This window comes from Thermomicrobiales bacterium, assembly GCA_037045155.1.
Lineage (GTDB): Bacteria > Chloroflexota > Chloroflexia > Thermomicrobiales > CFX8 > JAMLIA01.
On the sequence record JBAOIG010000002.1, the window covers coordinates 77528 to 97657 of the forward strand.

Genomic DNA, 20130 nt, shown 5'->3' on the forward strand with positions numbered 1-20130 from the left:
GCGGCGTCGTACCGCCTCTAGTCTACGGGTTGTCGCTCATGTTCGTCGGGCCCGGCCGCACACGACCGTGCTGGCGACGCTGGGCTACCCGCAGACGGACCGCTGCGCGCTGGAGCGACTGCTCGGCGCGAGCCAGATCGAGCCCTTCGCCGCGCTGAGCCAGCCGCGCCTCTGCACGCTGGCGGGCGGTCTCGGCGCGCTGCATGTCGATCTCGACGACCCGCTCCGCCGTATCGGCCAGAACGATCACCTGGTTGTTGAGTACCTCAAGAAAGCCGCCGAAGACGACAAGCGACTCCTCGCTGCTCCCGTGCTTGACGCGCATCTCTCCTGCCGCGAGCAGTGAGAACAGGGGCGCGTGCTTCGGCAGGATGCCGAGTTGCCCCTCGGCCCCCGGGGCAACGACCATATCGACGTCGTCGGTCTTGTAGACCACCCCTTCGCCGGTGACCACCTCGACGCTCAGCTTCGCTGGCCTGGCCATGTTTCCTCCGTGTCAGAGATGAGGGACAAGGGCGGGATACCCCAAGTACCCCCCGCTCGCCCCTCGTCCCTCGTGCTAGCCTTCAGCCGCCATCCGCTCGGCCTTCGCAACGGCTTCCTCGATCGGGCCGACCATGTAGAACGCCTGCTCTGGCAGCGAGTCGTGGCGACCTTCGAGGATCTCGGTGAAGCCTCGCACTGTATCCTCGCGGGTGACGTACTTGCCGGACTGGCCGGTGAACGCCTCGGCGACGAACATCGGCTGCGACATGAAGCGCTGAATGCGGCGCGCCCGAGCAACTGTCTGCTTGTCTTCGTCGCTCAGCTCCTCGATGCCGAGGATAGCGATGATGTCCTGCAGGTCGCGATAGCGCTGCAGCAGCCGCTGCACCTCGCGGGCCACCCGGTAGTGCTCCTCGCCAACGATCAGCGGGTCGAGAATACGCGAGGTTGAGGCGAGCGGGTCCACCGCCGGGAACAGTCCTTGCTCGGCGATCGCACGCTCCAGCGAGACAGTCGCGTCGAGGTGGGCGAACGCTGTGGCCGGGGCCGGGTCGGTGTAGTCGTCGGCAGGGACGTAGACAGCCTGCACCGAGGTGATCGAACCCTTGCGTGTCGAGGTAATGCGCTCCTGCAGCTGCCCCATCTCGGTGGCCAGAGTCGGCTGGTAGCCGACGGCGCTCGGCATCCGGCCCAGCAGCGACGATACCTCGGAGCCGGCCTGGACGAAGCGGAAGATGTTGTCGATGAACAGCAGCACGTCGCGGCCCTCATCGCGGAAGTACTCGGCCATCGTCAGGCCCGAGAGCGCGACGCGCAGGCGGGCGCCCGGCGGCTCATTCATCTGGCCAAAGACCATTGCGGTCTTGTCGATGACGCCCGACTCCTCCATCTCGCCGTACAGCTGCGTCCCCTCGCGGGTCCGCTCGCCGACGCCGCAGAAGACGGAATAGCCGCCGTGCTCGGCGGCGATGTTGCGGATCAGCTCCATGATAACGACCGTCTTGCCGACGCCAGCGCCGCCGAACACACCGGTCTTGCCACCCTTGGTGAACGGCGCAATGAGGTCGACGACCTTCATGCCGGTCTCGAATGGCTCGACCGACGTGGACTGATCGACAAAATCAGGCGCCGGGCGGTGGATGCTGTTCGTCAATGACCGATCGACATCCGGATTGCCATCGACCGGCTCGCCGACGACGTTGAAGATGCGCCCCAGCGTCGCCAGGCCGACCGGCACCCGGATCGAGCTGCCGATGTCGACCGCCTTCGCGCCGCGGCGCAGGCCGTCGGTCGAGGACATTGCGACGCAGCGGACCCAGTCATTGCCGAGGTGCTGCTGGGCCTCGAGGGTCAGCGTGTTACCACCGGGCATATCAACCTCGATGGCGTTGTAAATTGCGGGGAGGTGATCCGGTGGGAACTCGACATCCACCACCGCGCCCTGCACCTGGACGACCTCTCCCGTTGCTCCACGTACGGCTGTCGTTGCCACTCTCTATCTCCTGCCTGCCTGCATCGAATCCGGGATGATGCTCCGCATTGCGACCAAACGTCCGTCTATCCGCCGAGTGCCGCGGCGCCGGCCGCGATCTCGGACACCTCGCGCGTAATCTGCGCCTGGCGCGCCTTGTTGAGCGACAATGTCAGCTCGTCGATGAAATCGCGGGCGTTATCCGTCGCCGCGCGCATCGCGACCATACGCGCCGAATGCTCGCTGGCCAGCGATTCGAGCATCGCCTGGTAGACCTGTACCTCGACATAGCGCGGCAAAAGCGCCTCAAGGACTGTCCGGGGGTCTGGCTCGAAGATGAAGTCGGCGGATGCCTGATCGGCCGGGATATCCTCCGGCGGCTCGATCGGCAGCAGTTGCAGCACCTCTGGCCGCTGGGTCAGCGTGTTCACGAACTGCGAGTAGATGAGGTGAACCGCGTCGATCTCGCCCTTGATGAACGCCTCGGTTGCGACACCGATGATCGGCCGCAGAATATCCAGCGACGGGTTATCGCCCAGCTGGGTAAATTCGGCGATCACGTTCTGGTCGGTCCGAGCGAAGAAATCGCGGCCCTTGCGTCCGACTGTGACGAGGTCGGCCGGATGGCCGGCCTCCTGAAGGAAACGCACCGACCGACGGATGATGTTCGCGTTGAACGCCCCGGCCTGGCCACGGTCGGCAGTCACAATAATGACGCCGACCCGGTTGATCGGGCGCTGCTGAAGCAGCGGGAACTGTGAGACATCGACCGACTCGCCAGCGACGGCGAGGCCAGCAATGATCGTGCGCAGGCGCTCGGCGTACGGCCGGGCCGCGCGCACTCGCTCCTGGGCGCGGCGCATCTTCGATGCCGAAACCATCTCCAGCGCCCGCGTGATCTGCGCTGTGTTTCGAACCGAACGTATGCGCCGCCGAATCTCTCGTGGGCTCGCCATCCTGTCTCCTTCAGCGTGCGACCAGCCGCCGGGCCGGCGACTAGATCGTCACCTCAAGCTGATCGACCGAGATCGTTCTGGCGAACTCGTCAGCCGTCTTGCGCATCAGCGCGGTCAGATCGTCGTCGAGCGCCCGCTTCTCCTTGATGGTTGCCAGAATGCCCGAGCCGCTGTTGCGCAGATAGTCCATGTACTGCCGCTCCCACGAACGGACCCGGTCGACCGGAATATTGTCCAGGAAGCCGTTAGTCGCGACCCAGATCAGGGCCACCTGCTCCTCGACCGGCATCGGCTGGTACTGCGGCTGCTTGAGCACCTCGGTCAGCCGCATGCCGCGGTCGATCTGGCGCTTTGTCGCGGGGTCCAGGTCCGACGCCATCTGGGCGAAGGCCGCGAGCGAGCGGAACTGCGCCAACTCGAGCCGCAACGAGCCGGCCACCTGTCGCATCGCGCGAATCTGGGCAGAGCCGCCCACCCGCGAGACCGAGATACCGACGTTCAGCGCCGGCCGGACGCCAGCGTAGAACAGATCAGATTCCAGGAAGATCTGGCCATCGGTGATCGAGATGACGTTGGTCGGAATGTAGGCCGACACGTCGTTGGCCTGCGTCTCGATGATCGGCAACGAGGTGAGCGATCCCCCGCCGCGCTCCTCGTTGAGGCGCGCCGAGCGCTCCAGCAGACGCGAGTGCAGGTAGAAAACGTCGCCCGGGTATGCCTCGCGGCCCGGCGGGCGGCGCATCAGCAGCGAGACCTGCCGGTAGGCCCAGGCGTGCTTGGAGAGATCGTCATAGACGATCAGGGCGTCGCCGCCCGTCTCCATGATCTCCTCGCCCATCGACGTGCCGGAATATGGAGCGAGATATTGCAACGGGGCCGGCTCGGAGGCCGAGGCGGCGACGACAATCGTGTGGCCCATCGCGCCGTGGCGCTCGAGCGTCGCCACGATCTGGGCGACCTGACCCTGGCGCTGGCCGATAGCCACGTAGATGCAGATGACGCCGGAATCCTTCTGATTGATGATCGTATCGATCGCCACCGCCGTCTTGCCGGTCTGGCGGTCGCCGATGATCAGCTCGCGCTGGCCACGGCCGATCGGGATCATTGCGTCGATCGCCTTGATGCCGGTCTGCAGCGCCGTGTCCACGTTCTGCCGCGCGACGACACCGGGAGCGATGCGCTCCATCGGACGGAATGTCTCGGTCTGGATCGGCCCCTTGCCGTCGATCGGCTGGCCCAGCGCGTTGACAACGCGTCCTACCAGCGCACGGCCGACGGGAACCTCGGCGATACGGCCAGTCGAGCGAACCTCGTCGCCCTCCTCAATGCCTGTGTACTCGCCGAGGATGATGACGCCGACCGAATCCTCCTGCAGGTTGAACGCCATGCCAATGACGCCCTGCTTGGTGAACTCGACCAGCTCGTTGGCCATCACGTCGCTCAGGCCATGGACGGACGCGATACCGTCACCGACCTCGACGACGTTGCCGACGTTGGTCACCGTCATCCCGGCTTCGAATGACTGGATCTGATCCTTGATGATGTCGCGAATCTCGGTGGCGCGTACCGCCATATCGGCCTCCTGCTCCCGCACGACCCGTGCGCGCGGTGTCGTTCTCGTCCTGTCCCGCTGCCTCTCGCGCCTCAGCGCGCGAGTGCTGCCCGCATCTGCTGAAGTTGCGACGTGACGCTAGCGTCAATCAACCGATCGCCAATGCGCGCGACAAGCCCGCCGATCAGCGATGGATCGGTCGTCGTGCGCAGCTCGATCTGTTTGCCAACGATCTGGTGGAGCTGTTCCCTGACCTGCTCTCGCTCGGCCGCCGTCAGGTCGACCGCGGTCGTCACATCGGCGATCGCGATCCCCTGGGCATCGAGGACCATGTCGCCGTAGACCGACAGCAGCTCGGGGAGGATGTCAAAGCGGTGACGCTCGATCAGCATGTAGGCCAGGTTGCGCACGTACTGCTGCGTGTCGCCCGGCAACAGCCGGTCGATCGCGGCGCGTTTGCCCTGCTCCGACACGTTCGGGCTGGTAAAGAACTCGCCGGCCACCACATCGCTCGCTGCGTTAGCCAGCGTGGTGAGGTCGGCCTGCCACTGATCCCGCGTGCCGGCCTCCGACGCGATGTCGAAGACGGCCTGCGCGTAGCGCTTGGCTACCCCGCGAATCGCCATCGGATGCCCCTCCTCTCGCGCTGGCGCGTGTTGTTAGTCATCCGTCACCGGCGCGCTGCCATTGCTGCTGGCCGCGCTAGCCTCGGCCAGCGCCTCCTCGATCAGCTGCGACTGTGCGTCGCGGTCGAGGTTGGCGCGGACAATCTTCGAGGCCGCCAGCACGGCAAGGTCGCCGACCTCGCGTCGCAGGTCGGCTCGCGCCTGGGCAGTCTCGGCGATAATCGTCTCGCGAGCCTTGGCGATCAACTCATCGCCCTGCGTCTGTGCCTGCTCCTTCGAGCGGGCGATGTGCTGGTCGCCGACCTCGCGAGCGCGGGCAATCAACGCCTGCCCCTCGCGCCGGGCCTCGGCCATGATCTCTTCGTTTTGAGCACGGGTTTTCTGGAGCTCGTCCTCCATGCGTTGGGCGGCCTCGATGCTCTCGCGGATGCGCTCCTGGCGCGTGTCGAGCATGCCGGTGATCGGCCCCAACGCGAACTTCCAGAACAGCCAGATAAAGATCAGGAAGGCCACGATCTGGACGAGCAGATTTGCGCCGTTAATACCTAGTGCGCCCATGAGTCCCCTCGACCTGTGTGCAGTCGATCTGCCAGCCAGGGTTGTTAAGCCCCAGCCGTTCGACGCATGCGTCGAACGCCCTGCCGGCTCGCCAGCGTCTCGCTATGGCGGAGAGGGGAGGCAATGCCGCCCCTCCAGCCCGCGTGCCAACGACGGTCGTCAGCACGTCACATCAGATGCTAGATCACGAACGCGATGATGATGGCGATAACGAAGGCGTAAATTGCGACGGCTTCGGCCAGACCAGCGCCGATGATCATCGTCGTGCGGATATCGCCGGCAGCCTCAGGATTGCGACCGAGGGCCTCCATCGCCTTGGCAACGGCCATGCCGATGCCGATGCCAGGGCCGATCGCGCCCAGGCCGATCGCCAGCGCCGCGCCAATCGCCTTGGCAGCGCTTACGGCATCGGGACCGGTAACACCACTGAACATGCTGCAGTTCTCCTCTCGCCGGAAGGGCCAGTCCCCGACCCGGCTCTCCAATCGATCGGAGCCACCCCCAACGGGGCGCCCCCTCCGCCCAATAACCCCTTGGGCCGGTTGGCCCGCAGACCCGTGATCCTGGAGAGAGCATGCTCTCTCCGGTTGCTAGTCACCCGCGCTCGTCGCGGGGACTGCCGCTCGATGCGGCTCCTCACCAGGCTCGTGTACGTGCCCGTGCTCGTCACTCCCCGCTGTTGCCAGCGCAATGTAGACCAGCGTCAGCAGCGCGAAGATCAGCGCCTGAATGAAGCCAAAGAGAACCTCGAGCAAGAGGAAGATCGTCGGCAGGCCGAACATGATGACGACCAGCCACTTCGTCTTCTCGAGGATCGCCGCGGACATGGAGATCATGACCCCGACGAGCACCTCGCCCGCGAAGATGTTGCCAAAGAGACGGAACGAGAGCGAGATAATGCGCGAGACCTCGGAGATCACTTCGATCGGGAACATGAACGGCGGATCGGCCATGTGCTTGATGCGCCCACCAAAGCCATGCGCTGCGATGCCAGCGATCTGGACTGAGACGAACGCGATCAGCGCCATCGCCAGAGTCATGTTCAGGTCCGCGTTCGGCGCGCGCAGCAGCGGGGGCGCAGGCTCGTGCTCGGCCTTCGTCGAGGCCAGCGTCACAACGCCGTCGCCGGGGTGTTGGGCCGAGGCGACCATCGCCGATGTTTCGTTGCTTTCCGACCAGCCACACAGGCTCTTGCACTGGATCGTGCCGACGCCCGGCAGCAGGCCGGAGTAATTCGCGAGAATGATGAAGATGAAGAGTGAGCCGATCAGCGGGAAGATCTTCCGGCCAACCTGCCGGCCGGCCGCGCCCTCCACCAGACTGAGCAGGAAGTCAGCGACCATCTCGAAAATGCTCTGCGCGCGACCGGGGATCAGGGTGGCTTTCCGGGCGATCAGCGCGCCGACGATGATGATCACCGCCATGACGATGACCATCTGGAGGAAAGAGTTCGTGATGTTGAGCGTGCCGAGTGGCCCGAGGTCAGCAGACCAGAGCGATTCCGCCTTAACCGAGACGTGGACTTCCACTCAGTGTCCCCCTCCGCGCGGCTTCGCGGCGTCCGTAGGGCGCGACCGCGAGCCTGAATCCCCCTGCGTCTGGGCGTCCGTCTTCGACTTCAGCTGCACTCGTCCCCGTTTGGGATCACCGAGCATAGCCAACTCATAGAGTGAATACCCAGCCGCCCCAAGACCGAGCACTACACCAATGAGTGTAAAGATAGGCATGGTCCCAAGCCAGCGGTCGAGAAGAATTCCTCCCCCGACACACAATAAGAGACTGCCCACGACGGTGAAGCCTAACCCTGAGGCGGCGCCAATCGCTTGCCAGTCTCTTTTAGTCTCCGGACCTAGCGGGTTATCCATGATGGTCCCGCCCCTCACACTCCGTGCAGTGTATCACAATGCCCCGGCACGCCAGAACCCCAGATATTCGCCGATCAATCGTAAACGGAATGCGCTTCGCGCGGCTCGGATCGCTCAATCGGCAACGGCCGCTGCTCGCCCTCACGCAGGATCTTCGTCGCGGCGGCGACAAAGTCGCGGAACAGCGGGTGCGGCCTGGTCGGCCGTGATTTGAGCTCGGGATGGAACTGGACACCGACGAACCATGGGTGATCGATCAGCTCCATGATCTCGGCCAGCCGGCCATCCGGCGACTCGCCGGAGATGATCAGCCCACCCTCCTCCAGCGCGTCGCGATAGGCGTTGTTGATCTCGTAGCGATGGCGGTGACGCTCGGTAACCAGGTCGGTTCCGTAGGCTGCCGCTGCGCGGGTGCCGGGGACCAGCTTGCAGGGCCATGCGCCGAGCCGCATTGTGCCGCCCATCTCGACATCCTTCTGATCGGGCATGAGGTCGATGACCGGGTTGCGGGTCGCCGGGTCGATCTCGGTCGAGTTTGCGTCGGCCAGGCCCAGCACGTTGCGGGCGACATCGATCGCCGCCATATGGAGCCCGTAGCACAGCCCGAGATAGGGCACGTGCTCCTCGCGGGCATAGCGCGCCGCCAGCACCTTGCCTTCGATCCCGCGCGACCCGAAGCCGCCAGGGACGACGATCCCGGCGCTGTGGCTGAGCTGCTCGCGCAATTCCGCCTCGGTAAGCTGCTCGGAGTTCACCCACCGAATGTCGACTGCGACATCGTTGGCCAGCCCGGCGTGCGTCAGCGCCTCGGCGACGCTCATGTAGGCATCGTGCAGCTCGACGTACTTCCCGACGAGGGCAATCTCCAGCCGCTTCCGCGGCGTCTTGATGTGCTCGACCAGATCGGTCCACTCGGCGAGATCTGGCTCGGAGGGCCAGGAGAAGTGCTGGGACAGGTAGTCGCCCAGTCCGGCCGCCTCCAGCATCAGCGGCACCTCATAGATCGTCTCCGCCGTCTCGAGCGGGATGACTGCGTCCTCGTCCACGTCGCAGAAGAGGGCGATCTTGGAGACGATGTCGGGTGTCACCTCGCTATCTGCGCGCACGATGATGACATCCGGCTGGATACCGGCCGCTCGCAGCTCGCGGACCGAATGCTGCGTCGGCTTGGTCTTCATCTCCCCGGTTGCGCCGACACGAGGCAGCAGGGTGACGTGCATATAGAGGACGTTGCGCCGGCCCTCGTCCTTGCGCATCTGTCGAATCGCTTCCAGAAAGGGCTGCGACTCGATATCGCCGACGGTGCCACCCACCTCGACAATGACGACGTCCGGCTGGTGCTGGCGGGCGAGGTGGTGGATGCGATCCTTGATCTCGTTGGTGATATGCGGGATGACCTGGATTGTGCCGCCGAGATAGTCGCCACGACGCTCCTTGGCAATGACCGAGGAGTAGACCTGGCCGGTCGTGATGTTCGACCCGCGCGAGACGTTCTCGTCGGTGAAGCGCTCGTAATGGCCGAGGTCGAGATCCGCCTCAGCGCCATCCTCGGTGACGAACACCTCGCCATGCTGATACGGAGACATCGTTCCTGGATCGACGTTGAGGTACGGGTCAAGCTTCATAATGGCGACGCTCAGACCGCGCGCCTTCAATAATCTGCCGATCGAGGCCGTCGAGATGCCCTTGCCGACCGACGACACGACGCCACCCGTGACGAAAATATACTTGGGCACTACACGATCCTCCGCCCACGCCATTCCGGCAGCCCCGCCCGGAGCGCCGGAGGCTCCTCGGCCCCCACAACCAGACCCGAGCTCGCACTCGCCGGTCTGGCAACTGCGAGCTGATGAACAAACACGCCGCCCGGCCGCGCACTCAGCGCGCGGCCAGACGCTACAGGCTCAGGATGACCACTTCTGGCGACTCGCCGAGATCGCTCGCCCGGACGACGAGCTTATCTCGAGGGGTAGCCGCAGCAGCTCCCATCTCCGCCAGAAACTTTTCCAGCGGGTCTCGTTGCGCATCGCCATTCGGCGTGCGGTATTGCATCGGGATAACGATCTTCGCATCCAGCAAATTGATGACCTCAACAGCCTGCTTGGCGTCCAGAACCGGGCCGCCGCCGACTGGGATGATGACGATATCGGCCGCGCTGAACTTTTCGATTTCGTCCTCACCGGGCTGGTGGCCAAGGTCACCGAGATGAAGGACGACGAGGTCCTCAATCTCAAACAGATAGGCCGTGTTCCGCCCGAGCTCTGCGCCGCGCTTATCGTCGTGATACGTGCGAACGCCGGTGATGAACACATCGTTCATCTCGTATTCGCCGGGTCCATCGACGATCTTCGGCTCGTTGGCAACGATTTCGAGCGCGGTGTGCCCGGGGTGCGCATGAGAGAAGGTGACGATGTCGACCTTCTGCTTCTCGACCTTGTAGCCAAAGGAGCGCGGGACCGGGTCGGTCAGGATGGTCGCATCTCGCGACCGAATACGGAAACAGGCGTGGCCAAACCACTTGATCTCAGCCATCGTCCCCCAACTTACCAGGACGCACTTCAAGTGTTCAGGTGGGCCATACCGATGTTTTCGGGGTGCCTAGACGAGGATATCACACGCCCGTCGGGACGGGCTATTCAGACTCCTCGCCCTCGCCGCCATCGTCCCCTGGTCCATACAGTCGATCCAGTACCGGGCGGATGACGTCCCACCCGTAGCCACGGCGGCCGAGGAAGGCGGCTAGGCGACGGCGCTGGGTCGGCTCGTCGAGCGCGGACAGGCGCGGCAGGCGTTTGCGGGCCAGCGCCAGCGCTGCGTCCTCCTCGCCGAGGTCGATCTCCTCCAGCACGTCGCCGGTCACGTTGCGGTCGACTCCCTTGGCCCTCAGCTCGGCCTCCAGCGCACGCCGGCCACGCGGCGAGTGCTCGGCGCGGTTCTCGACCCAGTATTCGGCGAAGGCGCGATCGTCGAGGTAGTTCCAGCCACGCAGCTTCTCGACCGCCGCGTCGATCGCGGACGGGGCGAACTCGCGCCGCCGCAGCCGGTCACGCACCTCGCGCTCGGAGCGCGGTCGGTAGGCGACGAAGGTAAGCGCCGCTTCGGTCGCTCGCTCCGCCTCGGCCAGCCCCTCCAGCTCACGAACCGCTGCCTCGTCCAGCTCGACCCCGCTCCGCAGCCCGCGCTGGACCGCGACGATGGCCGGCAAGGCGAGGGCGAATACGCCGTCGATGAAGACGCTCACCCGCTCCGGATCGCGCTGAGTCGCCTGCACCTGAGTGATCGTGCCGGCTGCGATCGGGCGTTCCTCGCGCGGTTGCCGGCGCTGTCCCGTCGTGTCTCGTCGCATCGTCGCCACCTGACCTAGAACGAATGTGCTGATTCTACCATGAGCAATACGTGATGTCTGTAGTGGCACGGATTTTCGGTGGCGAACGATACTTGCTAAGATTCTGACGCCATCTACGGTCGGAGGACTGGATGCCCGCCTCATCACTGCCGCCTCACATGGATCGCAACTCCATGATCAGACTACCGGAGAGTCTCGCGCAGAATTTGCCCGCATCGCGAACCCCGATCGTCGGGCGAGATGATGAGCTCGCCGCCATTCACCAGACGCTGGTAGATGGTCGCTATCGGCTGGTGACACTGACCGGCGTCGGAGGTTGCGGCAAGACGCGACTAGCAACCACCGTTGCCGCCGCGATTCACCCCGTCCTCGCCGATGGCGTCTGGTTTGTGGACCTGGCCAGCATCAGTGATGAGGCGCTTCTCGCCGATACGATCGCCGCGGCGCTTGAGCTTCCCTTGCTCGTCGATGGCGCTACCGTCGACGCAGTGATCGTCTTTCTCCGCCGGCGAGCAGCGCTCCTCGTGCTGGACAATTGCGAGCATCTGATCGATGGGTGCGCGGTCCTGGTCGAGCAACTGCTGACCGCCTGTCCCCATCTGCGGGTGCTGGCGACCAGCCGCGAGCCACTGCAAATACCAGGCGAGCGACAACGGCGCATCGGCCCGCTCACTCTCCCCGATCCTGCAGGTGGCATGGAGCTGAATGAGGCGGCTGACTCGCCCGCCGTACAACTGTTCGTCGAGCGCGCGCAGGATGGCGCGCCTGACTTCCATCTGACCGCCGACAACGCCTCGGTCGTGGCCGCGATCTGCATCCGGCTGGATGGCATCCCGCTCGCGCTCGAGCTGGCCGCGGCTCGCGTTCGGATGCTGTCCGTCGAGCAGATCCTCGCGCGACTGGACGAGATGTTCCAGCTGCGATCCGGCAGCAGCCGCACCGCCCCGACTCGCCAGCAAACGCTGCGTGCGACGCTCGACTGGAGCTACGACCTGCTGACGCCGGGCGAGCAGGTTGTCTTCCGGCGGCTTTCGGTCTTCGCCAGTGGCTGCGACATCGAGGCAGCCGAAGCGGTCGGCGTTGGTGATGAGATCAATGCTGCCGTCGACCGGGACGAGGTCGTCGATCTCATCACCAGACTGGTGGACAAGTCACTCATCGGTGTCCACCAACGCCCACCCACCGCGTGGTATCGCATGCTCGAGCCAGTGCGACAGTATGGCATTCAGCGGCTCACGGCAGCCGCCGAGACGGACGCCGCGCTTGCCAGACACGCCGCCTACTATCTCGACCTCGCGCTACGCGCCGAACCAGAGCTCAGCGGGCCGAGCCAGGTCGAATGGCTGGAGCGGCTGGAGGGTGAGCGGGACAATCTCCGGAACGCGCTCCTCTGGGCAGCCGAGCACGACAAGGCCGATATGGCACTGCGCATGGCAGTGGCGCTCTTCCATTTCTGGGAAGCTCGCGACTATCTGACCGAAGGTCGCGGGTGGCTGGAGCAGGCGATCCAGGCATCCCGGTCGAGCAACAGCGCCGAGTCGCGCGACCTTCGCGTGAAGGCGCTGCGTTGCGCCGGCCGGCTCGCACACCAGCAACGCGATCTGAGCGCGGCGGAGTCATTCCACTCGGAAAGCCTCGGCCTCGCGCGGGAACTGAATGACCAGCTCGGCATCGCGGCGGCATTGAGCGAGCTGGCGATGGAGGCTCGCCTCGCCGGGCGGCTGGAACAATCGACCGCGCTCGCCGAGGAGAGTCTGACCCTCTGCGACGAGATCGGGGATCACGCCACAACCGCCTACGCGCTCCTCGAAAGCGGAATCACCTGGAAAGACCGTGACGATCTTGCTCAGGCGCGTCAATATCTCAACGAAAGCCTGGCGATGTACCAGACGCTCGGCGATGTGCGGTTCATCGCCATCACCCAGGCGATGCTCGGGCTGACGGCCCTCAAAGCCAACGAGCCAGCCAGCGCCGAACAGCATCTACGGAGCGCAATTGCCGGCCACCATCGCCTTGGCAACCGCTGGTTTGTGATTTACGACCTGCAGTGGCTTGCCACCGCCATCCTCGCGCGCGGCGAACCGCGCCAGGCGGCGCTGCTCCTCGGCGCGGCCCACGGTCTCGGCGACGCACTCGGTGAGGTGATCACGCCGATCGGCGGCGCGAACGCCGCGGCTCTGGCCGCACAGGCCCGGGTCGCGCTCGGTGACACCACGTTCGCCGCGGCGAGGGGCGAGGGGCTGCTGATGTCACGCGAGCAGGCCGTCGCGACGGCGCTGGCCGCGCCCGACACGCACGAGAAACCGGTTCGTTCGATATCCGGGTCCCCCGCCGACGATACGCGACTGACGCGCCGCGAACTCCAGGTGGCGTCTCTGCTTGCGCGCGGCTACCGTGACCGGCAGATCGCCGACGAGCTGAGTATTTCCGTCGCCACGGTCGGCGTCCACGTCCATCGGGTGCTGGGGAAGCTCGGCATTCGATCGCGCTGGCAGGTAGGCGAAGCACTGGCCGACACCAGCCAGCGCCAGCAGACGACTCAGACATAGTGGGCCGGCCATCGGCACAACCTGCTACAGGAAACCTGTAGCAGGTCGATCCCCAGAAAATACAGAACGTTCCTACATCATCTCTGGACGCGGCCGCGCTGGCGACGGCCTATGCTCCGGGTGATCTCATTCGGACGATCTGTTCTGCCGAGGCGCCGATGCACGCCACGATTCACCGGTACGAGGGACGAATCGAATCACCGGAGACACTCGCTGGACTCACCCGGGGGCTTGCCTCAACGTTGAGCGAGGTCCCCGGCTTCGTCGTCTACCTCGCGCTCGAAGACGACGGCAACGGCTTCTCGGCGCTGAGTGTGTTCGAGGACGCAGCAAGCCGGATGGCCGGTGATCAGATCGCTGAATGTTGGTTGCGTGACCGGCTGGCTCTCCCCGGCCAGCTGTCGCGCGTCTCCGGTGAGGTTGTCGCGCAACGCGGCCTGTAGCGTCGCGCGAGATCAAACACCACAGGGCGGGCACCCGGATCGTAACGCGGACAGGAAATGAAGCATGAAGCACCATACGGCTGTCGGTCGACGCGTCTGGCAGATCGAGGTCCTCGTCGGGCTCCTGCTGGCCCTCGCGCCGATGCTCAGCATGGTTCCGGCCGGCGTAGCGCGGGCAGCGATCGACAACTGCATCGACAACGGAACGACCGTCACCTGCACGTTCGACTACACCGGCGATACGCAGACATGGGACGTGCCGGCAGAGGTTACCCAGGCGACGTTCGACGTCTACGGCGCGAGCGGCGGAGTAGCGGGCGCCGTCTCGGGGGGATCAGGTGGCCGCGCGACGGCGACGATCACGCTTTCACCCGGCGCCGAAATCACGATCGTGGTCGGTGGCGAGGGTGAAAGCGCCGCGAATCCAGGCGGGGACGTCTGTGGCAAGGCATCGACCGCCGGTGGATTTAGCGGTGGTGGCAACAGTGGCATTTCCACGAGCACACCTCCATGCCCCGGTGGGGGCGGCGGTGGCGCTTCGGATATCCGGATTGGTGGGACAGACCTGGCGCATCGTGTCCTCGTCGCTGGTGGAGGTGGTGGCGCGGCAAACTGGAATGTCTATGGAGGCCAGTCCACCGGTGGCGCTGGCGGCGGGCTGATCGGCGGCCCCGGCTTGTCAGCACTGGAATCCGGATTTGGTGGCCAGGGCGGGAATCAGGACTGCAGCGCGGGCAGCGGTCAGGCAGGTGTCGGCAGTGCCGGCGCAGATGCGAACGTCAATTCGTTCTACAAGCTCAGCGGCGGGGGCGGGGGCGGCGGCTGGTGCGGTGGTCAGGGTGGCAGAGTCAGCAGCTACAAGTCAGCGGGCGGCGGTGGCGGCGGCAGTGGTTACGGGCCGGCCGGCGTCGTCTTCGAGACCGGCGTCCAGACCGGAGATGGCAAGGTCATCATCACCTACACGATGCCAGACACCACACCACCGACGACGACCGCAACCTTCAGCAACGGTTACGTCTCCGGCGCCTGGACTAATCAGCCAGTCACCGTAACGTTGAGCGCGGTCGACAACACAGGCGGCAGCGGCGTCGCGAAGACCTACTATGCGATCAACAACCCTGCATGCGACAAGACACACGTCGCGGGATGCACTATCTACTCCGCGCCCTTCACGGTCGGCGCGAGTGGTGGCGACGGCACGACAACGATCATCTTCTTCAGCGTCGATGTCGCCGGCAACGTTGAAACCCCGCAGACGACGGTCGTCTCGCTGGATTTCACAGCCCCTGTCGCCAATCCGACGACCAGCGGTCCGCTCGGCCAGAACGGCTGGCACATCGGTGATGTCACCGTCACCTGGCACTGGAGCGACGAGTCTTCGGGAATTGACGCAACCCAGTGCCCGGCCACCGGCGGCGCTAGCCAGGATGGCGCCACGACCATCACTGGCGGCTGTCACGACAAGGCCGGGAATGTCGGCTCAGCCTCAGTCACGGTTGGCATCGACCGAACACCGCCAACTGTGACCTACGGCGGCAACGCTGGCGTCTACGGCGTCGATCAGCAGGTGACGATCACCTGCCTGGCTGCCGACGCGACCTCGGGAGTCGCCACGACAACCTGCCAGGGAATCAGCGGCCCGGCATGGTCCTTCGGCCTCGGTTCGCACAGCTATTCCGCGACGGCAACCGACAAGGCAGGGAATGTCGGCAGCGGCTCGACGACATTTACGGTCGGCGTGACCTACGACAGCCTGCGCGCGCTCACTCGACAATTCGTCACGAATCCGTGGATGAGCTCCACGCTCACCTATCAGCTCTCTGGCGCTGAATGGGCCGAGCAACGCCACGTCACGCGACTGCAATCCCAGTATCTGGACATCTACAAGACGATGGTCTGGAGCATGCGCGGGCACGGTCTCACGACTCAGCAGGCCCAGCTGCTGATCGCTCTGGCCAACACGCTATAACGTCATGACGGGTTGACGCACTACGTTCGGATGCGTACGCTGGCCGGCGCTACGGCAAATGGGCCGTAGCGCCGCCTGGCACACGAGCAGGAACCGAGTTGAGCGTCGCACCATCGACCACCGCGCCAACAACCAGCGTCCTCCGTAATCGCCCGCTGATCACGCTCTTCCTCGGCCACATGACGATCGATCTCTACGCCGGCCTGTTGCCGGTGCTGTTCCCCGTCCTCTCGCGCAAGTACGGTCTCGACCTGGCGACGGTCGGGCTGGTCGCGCTGGCCTACAGCGGCGTCGGCTCGGTCTCGCAGCCGCTCTTCGGCTGGCTGGCCGACCGCTACGGCACCCGGCTGACCGGTGTGGCGCTGGTCTGGACGGCGGTGATGTTCTCGGCAATCGCCGCCGCGTCGTCGTTCTGGATGATCGTCGCGCTGGCGGGCGCGGCCGGCCTCGGCTCGGGCGCCTTCCATCCGTTCGGCGCGCTCAACGCTAACGCCGTCATCGACGATCGCCGCCGCAACAGCGCAATGTCCGTCTACGCATCCGGTGGGACGATCGGTTTCGCCATCGGGCCACTGATTGGCGTTGCCCTGCTGGCGCTGTTTGGCATCCGCGGTATCGGGCTGATGGTCGTGCCAGGCGCGGCGATCGCGATCTGGCTGTTGCTGGAGATGCGGCAGATCGCCGTCAAGGGAACCGGGTCGCGGCACGGCCGGACTGGCCTTCCTGCCATCCCCTGGGGACTATTGGCGGCCGTCATCATCGTGATGATGGCGCGCTCGTGGACGATGAGCAGCCTGCAGGCGTTCATCCCGACCTGGTACGACGATCTGGGTTACTCGAAGGCGTTCTACGGCTTCCTGGCCACGACGATTACGCTGGCCAGCGCGGCCGGCACGCTCGGCTCCGGCTCGCTGGCCGACCGCCACGGCCGGCGGGCGCTGATCATCGGCTCGCTGATCGCGACGATCCCGGCGATCCTGCTCTTCACCCAGTTCACCGGCGGGATCGCGTTTCTGACCGGCGCGCTAGTCGGAATTCTGGCGGCATCGACCGCTCCGCTGCTGTTGGTAATGGCCCAGCAGTTGATGCAGGGTCGCGCCGGTGTCGCCTCCGGACTGATTCTCGGCCTCGGCTTCGTCACTGGCGCGATCGGCGTCCCGATCACCGGCGCGATTGCCGACGCCTTCAGCATCCAGACCGCCATGCGCGCGCAGTCGCTCGTCATCCTGCTGGCGATTCCGATCGCGCTACTCCTGCCAAGCGAGCTGCGAATGCGCCAGATCCAGGAGCGCGGCAGCGACCGGCCCTAGCGCCGGTCAGGCCGGCTTCCAGTAGTCGTACTCCATCAGCCGGGCAGAACCGGCGGCGACGTCGTGGCCGCAGAGGCGCTCGATGACGTGCAGCGACATGTCGATGCCGGCCGAGACACCGGCCGATGAGACGACCGTTCCGTCGTCGACGAACCGGACGTCGTGGCGCACATCGAGGCTGGGGTAGGTATCGCGCAGCCGATCGATGCTGGCCCAGTGGGTCGTCGCGACGCTGTGTTCGGCCAGCACACCGGCTTCCGCCAGCAGGAACGCGCCGGTGCACACCGACGTGGCCAACTCGGCCTGCTCTGCCACGTCGGCGATCCAGCCAACCAGTCGCGGATTGTTCACCTCGCGCCGCGTGCCCTGCCCGCCGGGAACGACCAGAACGTCGATCTTCGGCGCATCGTCAAGGGTGTAATCCGGCATCACCCGCAGGCCAGCGCGAACCCGCACCTCGTCCAACTGCTCGGCGACCGTGAACACCTCAAACACCTTCTCGCCGGCGCCACCGTAGTTCGCGGCAGTGAACGCCTCGTAAGGGCCGGTGAAGTCCAGCAGCTCCACGTCAGGAAAGATGAGGATACCGACGTTTCGAATCATCTTCAGTCCTCCGGACTCGCGATCGATTTGTTACTGATCGGTATCCACCTATCCTCGTCTATCTTTCGATGACGCGCTGTGACTCAGATCACGCTCCCGAGGACTGGCGCAACGCAACGCCGCTCGCCCGCAAATCGGCGAAGCAGGCAGCGGTCCGGCGCAACCCCTCGGCAAACACTGCAGGATGCTGGCCAATGCCGACACGCAAGTGATGCTCGTAGCCGAACGCCGAGCCGGGCGCAAGCATGACGCTGTACTCGGCCGCGAGACGATCGGCCAGCTCCGACGACGGGATATCGAGCTCGTAGCGCAGCAGCGCCAGCAGCCCGCCGCGCGGCGGCGTCCAGGAAGCGATATCGGCGTGTTCGGCAAACCACTGTTCGGCGGTCGCCAGGTTGGCGACGACGATCCCGCGTGTCCGCTCGACAATCCGGTCACGGTTGCGGAAGGCAAGGACGGCCAGCGCGTCGTTCAGCTTGCCGGGGGAGAGGGTGATGTAGTCGCGCATCCACCAACAGCGCGCGACGATGTCGGCCGGCGCAGCCAGCCACCCAATCCGCAGCCCGGGCAGTCCGAATGGCTTGGAAAACGTGCCGACGCTGATCGCCTGCCCGCCGAGGTCACGCACCGGCGGGGCAAGCACATCGCCGCCCGGCACATCCAGCCAGCGGTAGGCCTCGTCGCACATCACCCAGCAGCCTCGCTCAGCCGCCAGCGCGTGAACTCGCGCCAGATCGTCTGCCGAGAGCATCGAGCCAGTCGGGTTATGCGGCGTGTTGACGACGATCAGCTTCGTGTTCGGCCGCAGGAGCGACTCCAGCTCGGCGATGTCGTAGCGGAAGCCATTCTCCGGCCGCAGTCGCCAGAGCGAGACATCGCAGCCAATCGCTCGCGGGACGCTGTATAGCTGCTGATATGCAGGGTAGACAGCCACGACGTGATCGCCAGGGTCGAGCAGGGTATTGAAGGCCAGGAAGTTCGCCTCGATCGCGCCGGTCGTCACCAGGATCTCGTCCGGCCCGGTGTCAAGGTAGGTTGCGGCCAACAGCGAGCGCAGCTCCAGCGACCCTGGCGCTTCGCTGTAGCCCAGCCGCGTATCGAGCAGGCCGGCCAGTGTCCCTTCGCGTTCGCCTTCTGGCAGCAGATCGAGCAGATCGTTCATCGTCATCGGCAGGATGCCGCTCTCGGCGATGTCGTACTCGACCTGTGTCTCCCAGGTTGTCATCCAACGTTCCAGCTCGAAGGTCTCGATCTTCATGGCAGGCGGTTCTTCCTCATCGTTATCCGACTATCTTCAGCCCTACGCCGGCCGCAATGCGTGCATGAGTGGCTCCAGCTCGTAGAGCAGGAAGCCGAGGACGAACATCAGTCCGAAGTAGATGACGCCGATCGTCAGCCGCTCACTGGGCGAAACGTCGTAGTAGTTCGTCTTGCCGCGTTCGCGGAATATCCGGAACAGCTCGGGTGCGCCGAAGAGAAGGATGAGGAGCAGGATCGGACTGGGCCGCAAGATCATCAGCCCGAGCAATCCGGCGATCCCGACGAGCCACAGCCAACGCGAGATCGCGCCGACTGCCCGGCCGCCATCCAGCGGCAGGACCGGCAAGAGATTGAACAGGTTCAGCAGGATACCGACGTAGGCGAGCGCCAGAAACAGCCGATGGCCATCGAGCAGGTAGATGCCATACGCGGCCAGCGCGCCGAGCGAGCCGATCACCGGCCCACCAAGCCCGACGTATGCCTCCATCACGGCGTTACGCGGCAACTGCTTCATCCCGATTAACGCCCCCATGAACGGGATGAAGATCGGCGCGGTCGCCCGCACGCCGTAGCGACGGAGAACGACGACGTGCCCCATCTCGTGGATGAAGATCAGTGCCACCAGGCCGACGGCAAACTGCCAGGGGAACAGCAGCGCATAGGCCCCGATGCTGACCAGCGCCGTGATGCCGGTGCCGAGAAATTTCACACCCTTCAGCCCGATCAGCAGGAACTTCAACTTGGTAGCGATGAACAGCAACGCCGCGCCAGCGGGACCCAGTACACGCTTCAGCCACGGATCACGCCGGGCCGGCGCGCGAACGACATCCCCCTCGGAGGAGACCCGGTAGTCCGCTTCATAGATTTGATCGGGATCGAAAGACATCACAATCTCGATTCAGCAGGCATCCCGCCATTCACATCGTCGTGTCGCGGGACGCAGAGTTGAGTCAGAACGACTCAAGTATATCATCGCCGGTGACGATATTTCACCAGCCTAGCCCACCTTGCTGAAATCGGCATGAACGGGCGGTGAACGTTTCGGAGGCCGAGCTCGCCGGACACTTGCCGCCGCTGCCGCCTTAGCAGGATGCGGCAGCCAGTAGAGACAACAAAGCGGGCCGCGTGCGCGGCCC

18 protein-coding genes are annotated in these 20130 nt (G+C 65.1%); 4 read left to right on the plus strand and 14 right to left on the minus strand.

Annotated features, from left to right (window positions below):
- Window positions 1-22 precede the first annotated feature (22 nt).
- The 11 genes from V9F06_00535 to V9F06_00585 form a co-directional block, all read right to left on the minus strand.
- Window positions 23-484 carry a F0F1 ATP synthase subunit epsilon gene (locus V9F06_00535; protein ID MEI2616107.1) on the minus strand — a complete coding sequence of 154 codons (462 nt, stop codon included), beginning with the start codon at window positions 482-484 and terminating at the stop codon, window positions 23-25.
- A 75-nt stretch (window positions 485-559) separates the two neighbouring features.
- The gene (atpD, locus tag V9F06_00540; protein ID MEI2616108.1) at window positions 560-1978 is read right to left on the minus strand and encodes a F0F1 ATP synthase subunit beta; all 1419 of its coding nucleotides are present in this window, start codon (window positions 1976-1978) and stop codon (window positions 560-562) included.
- Between the two features lie 65 nt (window positions 1979-2043).
- Window positions 2044-2913 carry an ATP synthase F1 subunit gamma gene (atpG, locus tag V9F06_00545; protein MEI2616109.1) on the minus strand — a complete coding sequence of 290 codons (870 nt, stop codon included), beginning with the start codon at window positions 2911-2913 and terminating at the stop codon, window positions 2044-2046.
- 40 nt (window positions 2914-2953) lie between these two features.
- Entirely contained in the window at window positions 2954-4486 is a 1533-nt protein-coding gene (atpA, locus tag V9F06_00550; GenBank protein MEI2616110.1) for a F0F1 ATP synthase subunit alpha, read from the minus strand.
- A 71-nt stretch (window positions 4487-4557) separates the two neighbouring features.
- The gene (gene atpH / locus V9F06_00555; protein MEI2616111.1) at window positions 4558-5091 is read right to left on the minus strand and encodes an ATP synthase F1 subunit delta; all 534 of its coding nucleotides are present in this window, start codon (window positions 5089-5091) and stop codon (window positions 4558-4560) included.
- A 33-nt stretch (window positions 5092-5124) separates the two neighbouring features.
- Window positions 5125-5649 carry a F0F1 ATP synthase subunit B gene (gene atpF, locus V9F06_00560; protein ID MEI2616112.1) on the minus strand — a complete coding sequence of 175 codons (525 nt, stop codon included), beginning with the start codon at window positions 5647-5649 and terminating at the stop codon, window positions 5125-5127.
- Between the two features lie 179 nt (window positions 5650-5828).
- On the minus strand, window positions 5829-6083 hold the full coding sequence (gene atpE, locus V9F06_00565; GenBank protein MEI2616113.1) for an ATP synthase F0 subunit C: 255 nt from the start codon (window positions 6081-6083) through the stop codon (window positions 5829-5831).
- A gap of 156 nt (window positions 6084-6239) precedes the next feature.
- Window positions 6240-7178, minus strand: coding sequence for a F0F1 ATP synthase subunit A (gene atpB, locus V9F06_00570; GenBank protein ID MEI2616114.1), 939 nt, complete (start codon window positions 7176-7178; stop codon window positions 6240-6242).
- A 410-nt stretch (window positions 7179-7588) separates the two neighbouring features.
- Window positions 7589-9250 carry a CTP synthase gene (locus V9F06_00575; GenBank protein MEI2616115.1) on the minus strand — a complete coding sequence of 554 codons (1662 nt, stop codon included), beginning with the start codon at window positions 9248-9250 and terminating at the stop codon, window positions 7589-7591.
- Between the two features lie 160 nt (window positions 9251-9410).
- Entirely contained in the window at window positions 9411-10046 is a 636-nt protein-coding gene (locus tag V9F06_00580; GenBank protein MEI2616116.1) for an MBL fold metallo-hydrolase, read from the minus strand.
- A gap of 100 nt (window positions 10047-10146) precedes the next feature.
- Entirely contained in the window at window positions 10147-10860 is a 714-nt protein-coding gene (locus tag V9F06_00585; protein ID MEI2616117.1) for a regulatory protein RecX, read from the minus strand.
- A 173-nt stretch (window positions 10861-11033) separates the two neighbouring features.
- Here V9F06_00585 and V9F06_00590 point away from each other — a divergent pair, with 173 nt between their 5' ends.
- The 4 genes from V9F06_00590 (at window position 11034) to V9F06_00605 (ending at window position 17131) form a co-directional block, all read left to right on the plus strand.
- Window positions 11034-13409, plus strand: coding sequence for a LuxR C-terminal-related transcriptional regulator (locus tag V9F06_00590; protein ID MEI2616118.1), 2376 nt, complete (start codon window positions 11034-11036; stop codon window positions 13407-13409).
- A gap of 158 nt (window positions 13410-13567) precedes the next feature.
- A complete protein-coding gene (locus V9F06_00595) occupies window positions 13568-13852 on the plus strand; it encodes a hypothetical protein (GenBank protein MEI2616119.1) in 285 nt (94 codons plus the stop codon).
- Window positions 13853-13916: 64 nt separating this feature from the next.
- On the plus strand, window positions 13917-15821 hold the full coding sequence (locus V9F06_00600) for a glycine-rich protein (protein ID MEI2616120.1): 1905 nt from the start codon (window positions 13917-13919) through the stop codon (window positions 15819-15821).
- Window positions 15822-15919: 98 nt separating this feature from the next.
- Window positions 15920-17131 (plus strand): MFS transporter, encoded by a 1212-nt coding sequence (locus tag V9F06_00605; protein ID MEI2616121.1) that lies wholly within the window; start codon window positions 15920-15922, stop codon window positions 17129-17131.
- 6 nt (window positions 17132-17137) lie between these two features.
- On the opposite strand, the gene V9F06_00610 is transcribed toward V9F06_00605, so the two are convergent.
- The 3 genes from V9F06_00610 to V9F06_00620 all read right to left on the minus strand — a co-directional run bounded on the left by V9F06_00610 (window position 17138) and on the right by V9F06_00620 (window position 19880).
- A complete protein-coding gene (locus tag V9F06_00610) occupies window positions 17138-17734 on the minus strand; it encodes a DJ-1/PfpI family protein (protein ID MEI2616122.1) in 597 nt (198 codons plus the stop codon).
- A gap of 88 nt (window positions 17735-17822) precedes the next feature.
- Complete coding sequence (locus V9F06_00615; GenBank protein ID MEI2616123.1) at window positions 17823-18992, minus strand: aminotransferase class I/II-fold pyridoxal phosphate-dependent enzyme; 1170 nt, start codon at window positions 18990-18992, stop codon at window positions 17823-17825.
- A gap of 42 nt (window positions 18993-19034) precedes the next feature.
- Window positions 19035-19880, minus strand: coding sequence for a site-2 protease family protein (locus V9F06_00620; GenBank protein ID MEI2616124.1), 846 nt, complete (start codon window positions 19878-19880; stop codon window positions 19035-19037).
- Between the last annotated feature and the right edge of the window lie 250 nt (window positions 19881-20130).